The sequence below is a fragment of the Plebeiibacterium sediminum genome (genome assembly GCF_026013605.1).
Classification (GTDB): Bacteria; Bacteroidota; Bacteroidia; order Bacteroidales; family Marinilabiliaceae; genus Saccharicrinis; species Saccharicrinis sediminus.
The window spans coordinates 1-18747 of sequence record NZ_JAPDPJ010000086.1; the positions used below are offsets into that span (position 1 = coordinate 1).

Annotated in this window: 10 protein-coding genes; 5 read left to right on the forward strand and 5 right to left on the reverse strand. The window is 33.3% G+C overall.

Going from position 1 to position 18747, the window contains the following annotated elements; translation table 11 throughout:
- Positions 1–319: 319 nt before the first annotated feature.
- Genes OM075_RS22060 through OM075_RS22070 form a run of 3 tightly spaced genes read left to right on the forward strand, consistent with a single transcriptional unit; the run spans position 320 to position 4603 of the window.
- Positions 320–2548, forward strand: a complete 2229-nt coding sequence (locus OM075_RS22060; RefSeq protein WP_301192726.1) for an urea transporter — start codon at positions 320–322, stop codon at positions 2546–2548.
- Complete coding sequence (locus tag OM075_RS22065; RefSeq protein WP_301192727.1) at positions 2538–3857, forward strand: tetratricopeptide repeat protein; 1320 nt, start codon at positions 2538–2540, stop codon at positions 3855–3857. Before OM075_RS22060 ends, OM075_RS22065 begins: the two co-directional genes overlap by 11 nt.
- Positions 3845–4603 carry a tetratricopeptide repeat protein gene (locus OM075_RS22070; protein ID WP_301192728.1) on the forward strand — a complete coding sequence of 253 codons (759 nt, stop codon included), beginning with the start codon at positions 3845–3847 and terminating at the stop codon, positions 4601–4603. Before OM075_RS22065 ends, OM075_RS22070 begins: the two co-directional genes overlap by 13 nt.
- Positions 4604–4696: 93 nt before the next feature.
- On the opposite strand, the gene OM075_RS22075 is transcribed toward OM075_RS22070, so the two are convergent.
- Genes OM075_RS22075 through OM075_RS22085 form a run of 3 tightly spaced genes read right to left on the reverse strand, consistent with a single transcriptional unit; the run spans position 4697 to position 14633 of the window.
- Entirely contained in the window at positions 4697–5374 is a 678-nt protein-coding gene (locus OM075_RS22075) for a T9SS type A sorting domain-containing protein (protein WP_301192729.1), read from the reverse strand.
- A gap of 59 nt (positions 5375–5433) precedes the next feature.
- Complete coding sequence (locus tag OM075_RS22080) at positions 5434–13638, reverse strand: LamG-like jellyroll fold domain-containing protein (RefSeq protein ID WP_301192730.1); 8205 nt, start codon at positions 13636–13638, stop codon at positions 5434–5436.
- A gap of 29 nt (positions 13639–13667) precedes the next feature.
- Positions 13668–14633 (reverse strand): tail fiber protein, encoded by a 966-nt coding sequence (locus tag OM075_RS22085; protein WP_301192731.1) that lies wholly within the window; start codon positions 14631–14633, stop codon positions 13668–13670.
- Between the two features lie 344 nt (positions 14634–14977).
- Here OM075_RS22085 and OM075_RS22090 point away from each other — a divergent pair, with 344 nt between their 5' ends.
- Positions 14978–15781, forward strand: coding sequence for a carbon-nitrogen hydrolase family protein (locus OM075_RS22090; RefSeq protein ID WP_301192732.1), 804 nt, complete (start codon positions 14978–14980; stop codon positions 15779–15781).
- Positions 15782–15804: 23 nt separating this feature from the next.
- On the opposite strand, the gene OM075_RS22095 is transcribed toward OM075_RS22090, so the two are convergent.
- Positions 15805–17070: a WG repeat-containing protein gene (locus OM075_RS22095; RefSeq protein WP_301192733.1), complete on the reverse strand. Its 1266-nt coding sequence runs from the start codon at positions 17068–17070 to the stop codon at positions 15805–15807.
- Between the two features lie 46 nt (positions 17071–17116).
- Positions 17117–17755, reverse strand: coding sequence for a hypothetical protein (locus OM075_RS22100; protein ID WP_301192734.1), 639 nt, complete (start codon positions 17753–17755; stop codon positions 17117–17119).
- Between the two features lie 184 nt (positions 17756–17939).
- Here OM075_RS22100 and OM075_RS22105 point away from each other — a divergent pair, with 184 nt between their 5' ends.
- The gene (locus OM075_RS22105) at positions 17940–18521 is read left to right on the forward strand and encodes a Crp/Fnr family transcriptional regulator (RefSeq protein WP_301192735.1); all 582 of its coding nucleotides are present in this window, start codon (positions 17940–17942) and stop codon (positions 18519–18521) included.
- Positions 18522–18747: the final 226 nt, after the last annotated feature.

An 18747-nucleotide genomic window follows, 5' to 3' on the forward strand; every position in this document is an offset into this window, starting at 1 on the left:
ATAAAGTCACAAGATACAATCTTGCGACAGAGGTGGGTGTTAAAGTTTAAAAAGAACAAAAACACGGAGAAGGTAATCTTACAGTATGCCTTATCCTGGTTCATGTTTGCAACCTGGACCTTTTAAAACCTTTTACCTGTGCACTATTTTATCATGTACTATGATAAATTAATAAAAAATAAAGTCACAAGATACAATCTTGCGACAGAGGTGGGCTAATTACTGACGACTGGAAACTGGAAACTGAAGGCTGAGGTCCGAAATCATAAACATTAAACCTTACAAACTATTAAGCATCTAATAAATAAGACGCTTCATTATGATGAAGAACATGATAAAAAATAAGGTTACAACTGATCAGTTTAAATTCTTTACTGATAGTTTGTTGAATAGTTATTCTCAAATATTCTTTTCAACTCATCAACTATTTGCTGTATTGATATTGGCGGTGACATTTATTGACTTTTACACCGGACTGGTTGGCTTTATTGCGGTTTTAACAACTTCAATTACTGCATTTGCATTAAATCTGGACAAATTAACTATTGCTAAAGGATTATTCGGTTTTAATGGTTTGTTAGTAGGATTAGGTTTGGGAATGTACTACGCTTTAAGCTGGCATTTGGTACTCATTGTTATTTTAGCCGGAATATTTTCACTTTTCATCTCGGTTTCTATGCAGGGAATCATAGGTAAATACCACCTTCCCTATTTAAGTATTCCATTTTTAATTGGTATATGGACTTTCACCTTGGCTACGAAACATTTTGAAGCATTAGGCATCAGTGAACGTGGCATTTACACCATGAATGAACTTTATGTTGTAGGAGGACCAACGCTGATTAAAATCTATGAGTATTTTAACGCAGCCACTCTGCCTCCGGTACTAAAATCTTACTTTGTCTCTTTAAGTGCCATACTGTTTCAGTACAATGTGTTGGCAGGAATGGTAATTGCCTTAGGATTAATTTTATTTAGTCGAATTGCTTTTACGCTGTCGTTGTTAGGTTTTGGGATCGCATTTTCATTCTACAACCTGATTGATGCCAATATTACCCTCATTGAATACAGTTACATTGGTTTCAACTACATATTAACAGCTATAGCTATTGGAGGTTTTTTTCTGATTCCGTCCACACGTTCATACATAAGTGTAGTTGTACTGGTTCCCCTGGTTGCCATACTCTCTATTAGCATGAGCACAATATTTTTATATTTTCATTTGGCCATTTATTCTTTGCCTTTTAATGCTATTGTACTGCTGTTTTTATATGTATTAAAATACAGAATGGATTATACACCAAGGTTAACAGAAGTGTATTATCAATACAATTCACCGGAGAAAAACCTGTACACTTTCGTTAATTACGAGCAGCGCTTTCAGTTTTTAAATTATCAAACCATTCAACTTCCTTTCATGGGTATCTGGAATGTTTCACAAGGGCATGATGGTGAGTACACACACCAGAATCAGTGGCGCCATGCTTGGGATTTTATCATTAATAATTCGGAAGGGATACAATTTAAAAACGAGGGTTATGTGGTTGAGGATTATTATTGCTATAATAAACCGGTTACTGCATGTGGTGATGGAACTATAGAAGAAGTAGTTAATAATATAGATGATAATTTAATTGGAGATGTTAATCTGGAACACAACTGGGGTAACACCATTATTATTAAACATGCTGATGATGTTTATTCCAAGGTAAGTCACTTAAAAAAAGGATCTGTTGCTGTTAAAAAGGGAGATTCAGTTAAAGCTGGCCAGGTAATAGCTAAATGTGGAAATTCGGGTCGCTCACCATATCCGCACCTGCATTTTCAAATTCAGGAACAACCTTACATTGGGGCAGCCACATTAAATTATCCCATCAATAACTACCTGAAATACGATAGCAATTCAAGTTCAATTATGTCGCTTCAAATTCCGGAAAAAGATGACCGGATTTCTAATTCAGAAAATAATGTATTAGTAAGCAATGCTTATCACTTTGTTCCCGGACAAATATTAAGTTTTAACATAAATGGAATGGATTCTATTAAAAGAGTCGATTGGGAAGTTAAGATTAACTCAATAAACCAGACTTATTTGTATTGCCACAAAACAGGAGCAAAAGCTTTTTTCGACACAGCCGGAAACCAGTTTTATTTTAGTCAGTATGAAGGTGATAAAAAAAACTTGCTTTACTATTTCTTCATAGGAAATTTTAAAATACAAAAGAGTTTTTACGAGAATCATAAACTCAACGACCAAGTTCCACTTCACCTTAGCTTCCCTATGAAGTACTTGTGGTGGCACGATTTTATAGCTCCGTTTTTTCAAATTGCCAAGTCAAAATTTACGCTTCATTACAGTTTTAGCAATGATCAGTTTAATCCATCTGAAATTAAATTAAAATCAGAAATGAATAACCAGATCTTAAATAAAGCTATTGAGAAAATAAGTTTTGAAATTGATATTCAATCTAAAGGATTGGAAGAGTTCAGTATTTACATTGATAATCGAAAAATTACACTAAGTAGAATCTACAATTATGACATTTAAACAAAACATATTAAAATGGTTAATTATCCTGCTGCTACACATTAGTGTATTTAATGTTTTTGCCCAAAGCAAGGAGGATATTGCCAAAGTTGATAAAGATACCTATGCAACTTATCTTACCGACGATTGGGATAAACTAATTAAAGAATGCAGACAGGCTTTGGATAACAACATTGACTTTTATTATTTAAGAATGCGTCTGGCCTGGGCTCATTTTCAAAAAAAGCAGTATCGGTTTGCCATTCAACATTACAAAAAAGCACTGAAGCAAGTGCCTAACGATCCATATGCATTAATGTACTTAATGTATGCTTACGAATATTCAGGAAGGACTTACGATGCACAGGCTACTTCAGCAAAACTGGACTCCATAAGTCATGCTGAATTATTTAAAAAATATAAAAACGGATTGGTTGGAGCAGGTATATTTTTCACATACAATTCCGGAAGTCCGGATAATGCTCAAATAAATATGGATCCTCATCCGAATACAAATGGGATTCAAAAAACAACCAATAATTATAGTATTACTTCAGCATATTTAGCACATCGGTTAGGAAAGTATGTTACGCTTCATCATAATCTCTCTTACCTAAAAAAAAATGAGCATAGTTTTATTACAAGTGAAGGCAGTTTATACGAACAGGAAAAACAAACTTTAAATCAGTGGAGTTACAATGCTCAATTGGTGGTACATATAACCAATGGATTTAATATTATTCCGGTTTATAATCATGTTTATTTCAGAATACCATCAACAACCTATGGCTATGCCGATTATACAGAATCATCAGATATCTATGGCGGAATTATATCAAAGGATTTCAGCTTTTTTAAGCTAGGATTATCCTATACAACTGGTAAAATGAACATGGCTGACCAAAACCAGTTTGGAACTCATATTGCACTGTTCCCTGGCGGAAATCTTAACTTGTATTACAGTTTTGATGGCTACTTCCAAAATCAGGAAGTAAGAGGTGTTTCATTGTCAAACTTTATTCACAAGCACCTCATCGGATTTAAAGTAAGTAATTACTGGTGGATGGAAGCTTCTGGTACATTTCCTAAGTTCCATAATTTTTACGACACAGCAAGTGGTGGTTTATGGAATGGTTTGGAAGGAACGAAAAACCTTTACAACCTGAGTCAGATATTTTTAATTAAAAACTCAAATGTAGAACTGATTTTTAATGCAGGGATATTTGATTCCGAATCTGTTTTTGTACCTACAGATGATATTATGAACCGACAAAACCAACAATCTTATTCAAACTTTAATATAACAGGAGGTATCGTATGGAAACTTTAAAAATAATTCACTTTTGCAGGAAAATGCCAAACACTTCGTTATTCTTATTTTTGAAACAGTCATTTACTAAAAGTAAACTCCTTGATTTCAAAAACTTCAAAAGCCTTGTCTTTGACGATTTCTTATCAAAGTCCCGTTTTGTTATAATTCTATTTTTAATATCTATCACTCTATCAACAAACGCTCAGGATGCACATTATAAAGCACTATCCGAAGCGTTTAAAGTAAGTTATGCCAAAGAAACAGCTAAGGATTACATTGGTGCTATCGATGTTTTAAACAAGGTGTATGAAGAAGATTCCTATGAAATTAATTTGCGCATGGGATGGTTAAATTACTTAAACGGTCTTCATGTTGAAGCCATCAAATATTACAAGCAGGCCATTAAATTAAAACCATTTGCCATTGAGCCTAAATTTGGAATCTGTTACCCATTAAATGCATCAAACAATGTTAATGAGCTGATCAAATACTACAATCAAGCACTTGAAATAGCCCCAAATAATACTTATGCGCTTTATCAACTTGGCATGGTATATTTTAACCTGAATCAGTATGAAAAAGCAGAAAAATATTTTGGCAAAGTTGTGGATTTATTTCCTTTTGATTACGATGGCTTAATCATGTTGGCACACACCAGTTTCCACTTAAAAAAGGTAAGAGAGGCAAAAGTGTTATATCATAAAGTATTGCTTTACAACCCGGGAGATAAGGCTGCAACAGAAAGTTTAAAGTTACTGGATTGAAATAAGTCTAAAGTTGAAAGTCGAAAATAGAAAATAAAAAAAGCATCCTCGTAATGAGAATGCTTTTTTTATTGTAATATTTTTAATTCAAAATCACTTTTTAATAAACTTTTTAGAAAAAACACCTTTATCACTTATTATTTGTAATAAATAGGTGCCATTAGGTAAGTTTTCAATACTAATTACCTCATGCTTTTTGCAACCATTTCGTTGCCCAATCAATTCTCCTGCAAGGCTATACAAATTTAGTCTATAAGAATTTTCTTCGAAACTTAAGAGTACATTTAATATGTCCTTAGCCGGATTTGGAAATATTGAAACCTCGTCTGAAAGTATTTCTCCTTTATTAATACCTGTACTAATAGAACCTGCCTCTAATTCATAAGGCACAGCAAAATTACCTAAACTTCCATTGCTCTCAAACTGAATTGTTGTCTCTATATCATATACTGATGATTGTTCAGGTATATATGCCTTTAAATGAATTTGAACTCCATTTGTATTAGAAAATATCATAAGAGGGACTCTGTATTTTTCAACTGAATTGTAATATAGAGCTTCAGCCTTTCCTACACAGTTTTCATTTTCATCAAAAGCACCAACAATAACACCTCCAGTACTTTCAACCAAAGTTCCATTTAAATCAACAACACATGTAACTGTCATATCATATTCATAACTAGCTGAATTTACCGACCATAAAGGTTGTGCATACATTCTATTCAAAGATATAAAGGCAATTAACAGAACAATTATTTGCTTAATATGCATATCTATTTGTTTTTAAAAATTACCCCAGGATAAAATCCCGGAGTAATTTAGTTCAATTTTTAGTTTTTAAGCTTAACAATTTTTATCTGTTGATAACCATTAATACCATAAACCTTAAGTAAGTATATACCTGATTGTACATTTATTTTATTATAAGATGTACCATCCCACAAAATTTCTCCTGATTCAGTATTACTCCACTGTCTGATGATTTGTCCTTTGATATCATATAGAACAATTTTAGTTACATCTGAAGGGATATTAGTAATTCTGGTAAATTCATCAAATGGATTCGGAGCAACTAATAATGGTTTTTCCTCATCTGCATTTGCAGGGAATGTAATAGCATAAGGATTATTTACTGAACCAAGAATTTCGTTTGGACGATAAGTATCTTCCTCTTTGGCAGTAAAAACTGATTCTGAATCAGAGTCAATCAACTGGAACGATAATGCTTTATCTTCAGATGGTCCTGAAATGGTAAGAGGATAAATATATTTACCTCCAACAATAACAGGAGAAACCTGTCCTACAATTTTACCATCTACAATGGCTAATAATCTTGAGTTTGCAACATTCTTAACAGGCGTATTGTAAACTTCTATCAATGCCGACATATTATGTTCGTATGAAAGATCAACAAATGAAACACCACTTTGACTGCCCTCATTAATTTTTGCTGATTTTGTGAACAACGTTTCTTGAGGATAAACAAAAGTTGCAGAGTTTACATTGGCCGAATAATACATGTATCCTGCATTTGGTTCCATGTACTCAAGACTACCTATCCATCCAAGCATATCATCATACATTGCAAATTTGGATTGACTCTTAACTAGGTCATTTTGTGATGGCGAATGATATGCTAATGCACTTTTCACCGGCATTTTATACTGAGGAGTATAACCAATCCAGTTCCATCCCTGATTAATTGATATTGGATATGCAGCAGTTAATACAGGATTACCTGATAACTGAATTGTATCAGCATAACTATTTTTCAGTTTATACATATTAGAAACATCAAAACCATTGGTTGATAGTGCACCATCCCAACCATAAGGACTGACATACTCATCATAAATTCCCTGACCATTAGGATCTTCATTGAATTTAATTTCATCATCAGTTTCAGAACATACACCTGCCAATAATGCATTAGTATTATCAAGTTGATCCGAAACTAAATTAAATGATAACCAATTCCATCCAGCCTTTATTGGAATTTCGATTCCAATGTTTGCAGATGTTTCAATTAGAGTAGGTGCAGATGGTAAACCTATAATATCGTTCTGTTTAAATTTTAAATCAAACGACTCTTGCAGCGAATTAGAAGTGTTAATATTAGTATATAAATTACCTTTACTCGCATCCCATACTCTAAGATTAACTTGACTCACTTCATCTGATTCTCCATGAACAGTAAGGTTAACCAAATAAATATTTTGATCAGAGAAATATTTCACTTTAGCAACTCCTCTGCATTCATTATTAATAAATGCACCTACCATATCTGATTCATCAGTAGAAAACTCTCCTGCAATCTTTAATTTACCAATTAATGTCATTGAAGTTTCATAATCTGATGGATTCACACTCCATTCAGGTTCTTTATCCTTAACTGATAAATTAATAGTACAACGTTCATTAAAATCCATTGATCCGTTTAAGTATATATCATGACTATATTGTCCGACATTTACAGCAGGATTTACACTAAATGTTATTTCCTGAGATGATAGTGGATCCAATGTACCTTGTTCCATATCTGCATCTAACCAAACTGGTAAATTATCAATTTGCCAATATTCTTTTTCTCCACTTTGGTTATAAATAATCATCTTGAATTCAAGATGCTCATCAGGAGACGTACTTAAAGTCACGGATTGCTTTTCCCATACTAACTGATTTTTATCGACAAATGCACTCCACGCAGCAGTTGACTCCATGCGGTTACCATTCAAGTCATAAATACTATTAACTGCTATATCTAAAGTAGTATTTTCTATCCTTGAAGCATCGATAGTTGGAGAAATTAGTATTCGGTTACCATTAGTTGTGAAACTAAAAGGTATTTCACTTACCGGACGAGTCAATTTAATAGCTGCCGTTTCATCAGAGAATGATGCTGAACCAATAAATGTACATTCACCTGCAATCCCATTTTCATCAAGAGTCATGTTATTACCTGTTGATGTAGACATAGATGGATCAGTAATAGTTATATCCTCAAACGGGTAGTAAGCCTTCAAGCCAAACTCATTACCTCGTAAAGAATGATGCATATAATTTTGGATTAAATCCTGACTTCTTGCTCCATTCCAAATTCTTGCCTCATCAATGTTACCATTAAAGTTCGCATCAAAATGCTCTACAGTAACATCAAGCCAGTAACGAGCACCTAATACACATTTAGAACCTCCAAAACCAGTTACATTTTCTGATGAAGTAGTTAACTTGGAAGAACCGTCAATATATACATCCATATTTCCATGTCTGTTAATACTCATAGCCATATGATGCCAATTATTATCCAGACAGTCACCTCCCGAAATAATAAATTCAGAACCATCATTCAAGATTTTTATAGTATTGTCAGCCGAGGCTACAATAGCCCACTTTAATTCTGAATTGTCAGAACCATCAGCTTTTCCGTTTGACAAAATATACTCATCAGAAGAAGGTATACCTGATTTAAACCAGAACTCAATAGTAAAATCAGCATTGCTACTTAGTTCTAATTGTGAAGTATTCAATACCGCATAACCACCATTAAGAGCTAAACCAAATCCTTTGCTATTTGTATGCCAGGTTGCATTAACCTGTCCATGACGACTAAAAGCTATATCCTTAGCTAAAGATCCTTGCATATCATCCATTGGCCATGCACCTATCAATCCTTTTTCATAACCATTTAAGATGGTATATCGCCTGGCTTGTACTTCTGAAGAAGTTGAGCTTTGATTCCAGATTCTTAAATCATGAATATTTCCTTTGAAGGCACTGTCGTCATAGGTACAATAGCCTACAGATAATGGTGCATTTTGGAAATAGTTACTGGTTAAAATTTTTGTAGCAATAGCCGTTTCAGCACCAGAAGCCACAATTAACATAACTTCTATTTCACCACTAGCATTATTGTTGTTGAAAACACAAGCATAATGATTGTATATATCAGTTGTTGAAAATGTTTCTGTAGTTGAAATATCCTGTCCATTGATGGTCATCATGAAATGATCCTGATCATCAAATCCAATCCATAATCCACCATCTTGAGTATCTCCATGAGCAATAATACATTCCTTACCTGTACGTTCTCGTTTTGCCCAGAACTCAAATGTAAACGGACTATATTTCAAGTTTATATCCTGAGCAACAGTCATATTTTGAGATATTCCATCAAAATGAAGACTTGCATTATGTTGAAGAAAATCAAAATCTCTAAGATCTGTATTATTTTCAATGCCTGTTACCGAAATATTAGCTTTACTAATAAGACCAGCCTGTATATCTTCATCAAACGATAACATAATCTCATCGTTAGAGCTTAATATACCATCAGCAGGTTGAGGAGTTCCGAATAACTCTGGTCGTTTATTGTCAAAGATACCACTAACCACATCCGATTCGTAAGTAGAACCATCTATACAATGTGAAATAACCCTTAAATCATACTCCCTATTTTGTAGAGAACTCATATCCCAAACATATGATATAGTTGGTTGATTATTAATATCAATAACATCAACATCTCCCTCTTCAATAGGATGATTCACAAATGTTTTTACAGTTATCCATGAACTACTTTCAGAAGGCTTGTATTGGAACATGAAATCTTCAAATGTACTATGATTCACATCGTAACCATCAATCTTAATAGGCAACTCATTATTATTTTCAACATTTACAGTCCACTGATCAAGTGGTTCAGCCAAATTAACCTTAGTACAAGCTGGAATAAAATATGCAGAAATGGTTGCTGTATCTGCTATATCATCTACATCATCCGTTGGATCAAACTGACAAAGTGAGTGCATAATTATATGAAGGTTTTCATAATCGTTCACTTCAGCCTTTCCTTTTTCTACTGTAATTGTTTTTGAAACAGTTTGGCCAGCAGGAATCAAAACAGACATTCCATTAGTTAGGTTACTACCATCCATTTTAACTACAGCTCCATCTGGATTAGAAGCAGCATCTACAAAGATACCGTACCATCCATCAGCTCCAACTTCACTTACATTTGACATTTTTAATGTAAATACAGCAGCTAAGTTCTCAGGAACATTAGTAACCGTTGATATTTCTGCATTAAGAACAGGCATTTCAATCTGCATAGTTGCATTATTTAATACATGTTCATCTGGTTCAAAATATTTTGTTTTTTCAATGCCTTCAAATGGACAACTTGACTGGCCACCGCGAAGAACAAAAACAGGTGCTCCAACCCAGGTATCTTTTTTCACGTCAAGAGAGAAATAGTCTCCCTGATCCTCATCTGCCAATACAAATCCAATAGTTTCACTGCTTGTTTCTTCTGTCTCATTTGAGCTTGTTCCTCCTTTATGATAACGTTCAGTAACCGAAACCTTCATACCAAAGCCGTTTACTGTAAAACCAAGATCTGCAGCCACACCTGCATCTATAGACCAATCATATGTACTTGTAAATACATCAGAAGTATCAGTGGTCACAGCAGACTCAACTATTGCACCAGCATCAAAAGAGATATTGGTATGTTTGTTATTAGGATCATCATCAGATACCGCAGTTACTTTTAACTCTTCGTTTAAAGCAAGTTGTTGTTTCCAATTATTGATAATCTCGTTATAAAAATAGATTGAATCTGTATAGTTTTCTCCATCCGGAGTAAACGTATATGATACTCCATCAATAAATGTATCAGTAGTATCAACTGATGCACCTTCAAATATTGGATCATCATTACTTAAACCATATCTTTCATCATTTTCATCCAACTTAGAAATATATTTAACTCCATCAAAAAGTGCATTTCTAAGTTCAATTAAGTTAGGAATCAAATAGTTTTCAATATGATTTTGCGTATAAACAAATTCAGTTCCTGAACTTTTACCTGTATAAACAGATTTTTTCGTACCAATTGAATAACCTTGTCCATCAAAAACAACACCTGCATCATCCGGAATAATTTTTACACCGGTTGCAGCGCCGTAAAAGATATTTGTACCATGACCAAAATACACATCGCCCATTGAACCAACAAAAGCAGGATCTTCACTTGTTGAGAAATTGAACTGATATGTTTTAGACGTCGTCTGTGTATTATCCTTATTCCACATAAACTCATTACTTGTAGATGCTCCAATTGAATTCTCTGATTCAATTTTATTCTGAATCGAAAACCCTAATCCACCTACATTGGTCGTTAATTCTACTCCAAAAAGATGCAATACATCTACATCACCGCCAAAACCATTTGTATGCGATTCTGTTTTTGTATTACTTGTTGTAAATCCTTTTTCGAAATAAGAATAACTGTTTGAACCTGGAGGATCTCGAAGAATAAAGTCCACTTCATCAGGACCTGTTACAAAGTTAGTTCCTCCACTAGGTTTTATTCCTAGCAAGTAACAAGCTTGTGCTAAATCAGCTCCGGTTATAAAAGCATCATTAATTTTAAGTTTAAAATTAATGTTTTGAGTAAATGGACTTGATTCTAATGGCATGCCTCCGCAGAATGAATGAACAGCCTTACCATTTTCGTTTAGCTCTATACGCTGCGATTTATTAGAGTTAGCCAGTTGATTTTCTACCAATACGACACCATCAGTTACTGGCACATTGTCATAAACAATATTCTCAGGATCATCATGATTTATATATGTTTCTGTTGCTTTAACTGTTAAATCATAATACTGTAGCTGTTTGAAAATTGGATAGTTAAAAGTATATTCATACTCTTCTGTAGTTTCATTAAACTCTACTAATTTAATATCAGTAGTTGTTTCATCAACATTAGTAATTGTATAAACAGAGTCTCCCCAGAAAGCTACTTTATCCGAGTTCTGAACAGATAGTTTAGGTGTTTCGCGCCATACCCAATCTCTATTATGATTATAAACCAATGCAGTATCTACATGGTCAAAAAACTTAACAAATTCGTCTTCTACTAATGAATCAACACATACCGAATCGATTGTGTATTGAAGCGTAAATTTATTACTCAAATCAATAGTAGTTTTATCCTCATCTCTATTAAAGGTATAATGGTCGTTTTTAACAGATAAGTCATTTTTAAGGATAAATTTTTCTGGAATTAATTCAACCTCATAAACTCCTGTTGTTGCATCTGTTTTAAAAGATACATCAGTATTATCATCCCATAATTCAAAACCTCTCTCAGTTGTTAATGTAACATTTACAACTCCAATATTAGCTTTTGTAGGTTCAACCTTAGATCCCGTTGCTTTTGCTCCCTGAATAGGACCTCCAACAATTTTACCTACTAATTTAATTTTAGTTGTATCAGAGAAATCTCTTCCGTTCAAATCATCCTGAAAATCAAAGTAGGTTGGATTTTCATTTTCATCCATTGCCGGCCAATAGGCTGATTCAAAAACATGGCCATTTTTTTCAACAGAAATATAGTGCAAACCTATAGGTACATCAATTGTGTACTCTCCATTTTCATCTGTTTTGATAGGTTGCTTTTTACTGTCGGATACAATAGATCCATCAACTTTCAGGTATACATCAGAAACAGGGAATTTAGTTCCTTTATAAAATATTTTACCAGTTACTGTAAATGAAGATTCATCTGTAAAGTCAATATTATTAAACACCGATGACTCCTGACTAATATATAAAAGCTTGTTGGTTGGATCGAAACGGTGTACTCCTAATGATGGCACAACTCTGAAATAAGAACCTCCGGATGAAAAAGCTACACCTGCTATTACATAGTTTCCATTTTCATCGGTAACTGCTTTATATCCCAAACGTTCTGTTGAAGGATATACTTCTTCATAAGTTCCATATTCAGAACCGTGTTTAACAATTAAACCATGATTTTCATTAAAGTTATTTCCGGTTCTTGAAATATCATAAATATTATTTCCTCCACCTTCGTTAAATTTCCAATAACCAGCTAAAGATGCGTTATTTGGATTTTGGTATGAATCAAAAGTTGAGAATACATCTTTATTGCTCAATGTTTTCGACCATAGTTTAACTTCATCGAGATAACCTGAGTAATAATTATAATTTTCGCCTTTGATACTTCCGCCAATTAGCCAATTAGCGTTAGCCACATTTCCGCTAGTAAAACTAGAATGAAGTAACGAGTCTCCGTTTAAATAAATCAGACACTCCTTACTCTTACCATTCCAAGTTAAGGACAGTTGCATAAATTCATTAAAAATACTATCCGGAATAGCTTCCGACAATTTAATATCATCGCCCATTTGAACCTGAACAAAATTATTGTTATCAGAGTGTTTTATTCCTAAACTTAAACTTGTTCCGATAGAAAAAATTGGATAATCTGATTGCCCCTCTTTTATTGTTGGTTTAACCCAAGCCTGAATAGATGCACCTTCCGATAAGTTTGGCTGATTCTCTGGTCTAACTAAAGCATAGAGATTACCTGGAAAATTGTAACTAAATTCACCTTCTTTATTTTCAATTTCAGGTTCAGCTATTATTTTAACTCCGGGAACTACATTTCCTCCAGCATATGTTACACGACCTGTAATGGTAGCAGATGTAACTCTAAAACCAACACCATCAACCCTGTTGATACCTATGATTTCAGTATCCCAAATACCATCCGCAAGTACCTTGTATTCGTACATTAAACCAGGTTCAGCATACTGATCTTGCCATGAGTTTTCTTGTGAAGAAACTGTTGCTGCCAAACTGAATTCTTTATCAGCTTCAGATAGTAACCTTCTGTAAATTTTAATTTGTGTAACTACCTCCGGATCATAAATTTCCCACTGAAGTCTAATATAATTGCTATAATAGCCTTTAGAAACTTGTAAATCCCCTTTAAAAGCATCTTGTGTATAGACAAAGCGATAAGGAAAACCAATATGAAATTCGTTACCGCTATTAGAAAGTGTTTTTGTTGTGTTCAAATAACCTTCCCCAACCATACCTGATACTGACATGGTTTCGGATTTATAATTATATGTATTATTTCCTGTTATAGACGGAGATTTCTGCGCTCGCAAAAAGGATACACAACCCATCAATAAGAGAAATAGAAATATTTTTTGCATTCTAATTTTATTTAGATGGATAGTGTATGTTAGTATTTAATAATATAATTTACATATGCATTTCGTGGTCGAGTTTCATTACCTCCTGTATCGTTTACTGTAATATTATGATTATGCTCACCTGCATAAGCTGTATTTCTTGATGTACTCCTTCTCTCACCTGTACCGTCTCCAGTAGGAGTTCCATAATCATCATCACTTCCCGCATCATACCAGTAGTAGTCATAACTCGTATGTCTATGATTTCCTGCATTTGAAGAAGATGCTGCGTGATTATGACTTGCAAACTGACTGCCTTGATAAGAACCTACTTTGTTTCCTGAGTTACCTCCATTATAAGCAGTTCTGGAACCTTTGTCCGGGTCGTAATTTGAATCACCTGAAACACCTCTTAAAAATTGACCTCTTAGTTCAGGTAAATTAAAAGTTGAACTCATGTTTCCATACCCCCATGCAGTGCCAATAGCTGCAAATAGTTTGCTATATGTATCCCTATCAACTTCACTTCCATCACATAACAACCATCCCTCAGGAACGCTACTTCCTGCAAAAGGCATAATACTTCCCGGAGGAACACCATTATCCGCCGATGTTGCTTCAACAGCCTTTTCTGAAGCTTTTGCATATGGAACAGCTAATAAACTTTGACGAGCTACTTGTTGATAAGAACCTCCGTCTCTTATTTCAACTTTTAACGAATAATCATTCTGTGCAAAATTTAATGCATTAAACAAGCTTGAATTAGTGGTTCCAATAACAGCCTGAAAAACACCAAACTCGTCAGTACTTAATGTTTGATTCTCTGTAAATTCCGGATTATTTTCATCTGTAGAGAATATCGTAAATCTCACTTCCAGATTTGATTCATTTTGCAAAGCAGAACCATCGGCTCCCCGAGCATATCCTTGAAATGAAAATCCTTTTGAAGATTGAGCCATTAGACTCATTGTGCTAAAAAGCATAATAGCTACAAGGGTAAAAATTGATTTTTGCATGGTAATTAGATTATAAATTTTATTTGAATAATTTATTGTTTGACCTTTTTAGTCTTATTTTCGGTTTATAATACGATGAACAAAGGTTTTGTTACATTTTTTTTACGAAAGCAGTATTTAATTGATTAACAGACATTATTAATACATAAAAATTAACCATCTATAGATAAATGTAATAAGTTATTGTTCTTAAAATATTAGAATTTTATTAATTAATGCGTATTTAAATAACTTCAGACTACAACATGAAACTAATACAAAAAATAGTCAAGCATAAAATTCAACTGCAATTTTACCTTTATCATTTATTCTATACATTTGTCTTTTATCTATAAATAAAACACATGCTTATAGCCTGCGCTCATACACTTTCAGAACCCTTAAACTTAAAAAAGAACCTCTCAAATATTGAAAAATATTTGAAGCTGTTTGATCAAAAGAAAGTCTGTTATGCCTTATTCCCAGAAATGAGTGTATCCGGTTATTTTAATTCTGAAGAAGAATTAAGTGAGTACAGAAAGCATTACGAAGATATATTGAGTAGTATTTTAACATTATCAAAAAAATATTCTCTGCATTTTGCAGTGGGGATGCCAATTTTCAACAACGCAAAATGGTATATTGCCCAGGTTATTTATAAAAATGGTGAAATTATTGACCTGCATTTTAAAACTCATCTTTCTGAAAATGAAAAAAGAGTATTTAGTGAGGGAAACCAACTTAATAGTATAAACACAGGTATTATAACAACAGGATTTCAAATTTGTCTTGAAAATCATTTCCCTGAATTGACTAGTATTCTTCAAAAACAAGGTGCTCAATTAATTTCAGCTCCTTTTGCTTCTCCGCGAGAAACTCCTGAAGAAAAACTGAAACGTATCAGTGCTATGCTGCAAACCCGGGCCTACGACAACTGCTGTTTTATAATGGCTTGCAACACATGCGGCACAACAAAAAAGAGCAAACCTTATGCGGGATTTTCAATTATTATTTCTCCCCGGGGGAAAGTCATTACCTCAAGAAAAGGTTACCAACAAGGATTTTGTATTGCTGATATTGACCTTCATGAATTAACACAAATTAAAAACAGTAAAATGGGTTATTTCCCCGGGTTTAAGCGAACTGATTGGATTAAGACACTCAAATAAAGATCAGATTAAATTATACATTCTTATTCTTCTATTCCAAATCTTTTAATCTCGAAGAAATCCATCACATTAACATACTTAGGTTCAACCACAAAATCTCCTTCTTTGTTAATAAAGCCCCAGTACTCACCTACTCTGGCACAGGCCAATCCTTTATGAAAATCGTGCGAATTAGGAAACTTTGGCTGAATTAACCATTCTCCTGAAGTATTTATATAGCCATATAAACCATCAACTAAAACCTTTGCTGCACCTTCTGAAAAATCAAAAGCGCGCTCATAAAATTGATTGTTTATTGGTTGTCCTTTATCTGTTAAATATAACCAGCCTTCATTTGTTTTTACCCTGATTATTCCCTCTTTGCAGTCACTAATATGTAGGTATTTAAAATCTACCATTATTTTACCTTGCAAATCCAGAGCGCCCCATTTTGGTCCACTCTTTACAGCTACAATCCCTTCCGAAAATGATTTTGCATTTTCATAAATACATGGAATTATTATTTCTCCTTTACTATTACAAAAACCACATAATCCTGCTTTCATTACCTTAAATATTCCATTTCTATCATAGTCTATTTTGTTATAAGTTGGCTGAATTACAAATTCTTCATCTTTGTTTATAACACCCCAAGCTCCATCCATTTTTACAATAGCAAACTGATCTATAAAAGACGCTGCATCATCAAATGTTGGTTGTATAACCCATTTCCCTTCAGTATTTATATAACCATATGCTCCTTTATATTTTACACATGAAAGACCATCTTTAAAAGCTGAAGCCTTTTTGAAAACAGGTTCTATTATGGTATTTCCTTGCATATCAAAAAAGCCGTAATTAGATCCTTTTTTAAATAAAACCCGATTTTCGCTATAACCCAAAATATCATTCTTGGTATAATCCAAAACGAGCTTCCCTTCCTTATTAATGATTCCATTTCTAATGCCATCAATAACTAAGGCATATCCTTCCTTAAAACTAGAAGCTTCCTTATACTGAGGCTTAATAATTACATTTTCGTCAAAGTCAATAAATCCATATCTATTCCAATCTCTATACTTAAATAAACCATCAGAGTAATCAAATATGAGTGTTTTTGAATCGTTATAATAAGGCGCGTATTTTACTGTGGGTGTAAACTTTATATCATATTTATAATCAAAAATAATATTCCCTTTATCATCAATTAATCCCCACTTTTCTTCCATCTTTACAAAAGCATATTTCGACTCCTGACTTTTGATGTGATTGGAGATTAGCATTACAAACAAAAACAGTAAATATTTCATAATCTTTAATTTATACAGATATTAAAATAGTATCATTGAGAATTTATTAAAACAGAAATTCAACACCTAGTTGAAAATCAGTATAATTTAGTTCAAATTTTTGTAATCCCAATCCATCCGACGCTTTTGCTATGTTTATAGCACCATAAGGTTGAAGCATTACATCGCCAAAACGCAGATTTACACCTCCTTGTAATTTACCGCCCAGCTTGGCTCCGGAGTACGTTTCAAACTTCATTTTATTGTAAGTAATACAAGGAGATAAGAATATTGAATGTCTCCCGGATGCAAAGGGAAGATAAAACTTTGGTCCTAAACCCGGAGCTATTTTTGTATATGAAAAATAAAATTCATCATCACCATAAATATACTTTGGAGCCCATGCGCCCTCAACAAAAAAGGCAAAATAAATATTCTGAGAAATTGCAAAATTAAGGGAAAACTTAGCACTATAGTTTACAAATATTTCTTTTACTCCTTCATCAATTTCATAACCTTCTAATTGTGTATTGATATAGTTATTAACATCACCTGGATCAAAAAAACCTAGCCCGATACCAACTCCAACGTATATATTTTTATTGTAATTATAATTGATTGTATTAATATTTGATTCGCCCTGTTGAGCCAAACAATTCAGACTGACTAATAAAGTAGCTATTATAGCTACATAGATTTTTCTCATAAATATATTTTGTTTAGGACAATGAATGATAAAATTAAATATAAAATAGAACGACTAAGTTATTTATAATTACAAAAATATAGCTTGCAGTGAAATTTTTCATACTAATTAGCAATCTTTTTATCTTAATATCTGCAATACATATTCCATATTATTTTGTATTTTGATGGCCAATATACGACTTATGAATATCTCGGAAGACACTAAATTACTATACTATTTTAGAAAGTGGGTTAACATTACAGAACCTGAAGAACAGATTATACTTTCCTCTTTTGAAGAGACTTCAATAAAAAAGAAAAAAGATCTTTTGGTTCCTGAAGATACTTGTAAATACATTTATTTTATTGTTAAAGGATGCTTGCGGTCGTATTTTGTAGATAACAAAGGAGTTGAGCATATCTATCAAATCAGGATGGATAACAACTGGATCAGCGACCTTGAAAGTTTCTTCTCTCAACGACCTTCCAAATATTATATTGAAGCACTGGAAGATTCACAACTACTACGTGTTTCATATGAAAGACTGGAACAACTTTATATGGAAGTTCCAGGTCTGGAAAGATATTTTCGTATCCTATTCCAAAAGGCATATATTAATGCATTGCAAAGGTTAAACGATACAATGTGGGAATCTGCTGTTGATAGATATGAAATCATGCTTAAAGAGCAGCCTGATATGTTTCAAAGAGTTCCTTTGGTTTATATTGCCTCCTATTTGGGTATTACACCTGAAAGCTTAAGCCGGATCAGAAAGAAAAAGTAATAATATGTCATGTTAATACCTCTTTAAGCTTTAAATGAAAGCATGCCATCCTGATTTTTTTGGTCATTGAATTATTGATACATTAAAATTTCATTTTATAATTACATCAAAAAAAAATTCTCAAATAGCTTCAAATAAACCACTATGGACTGAAAGTCCATAGTTTTGAGCGACCTGAATGACTAAAAGTCATTCTTTAGCTCGTTTCTCATCTATTCTAAGATGA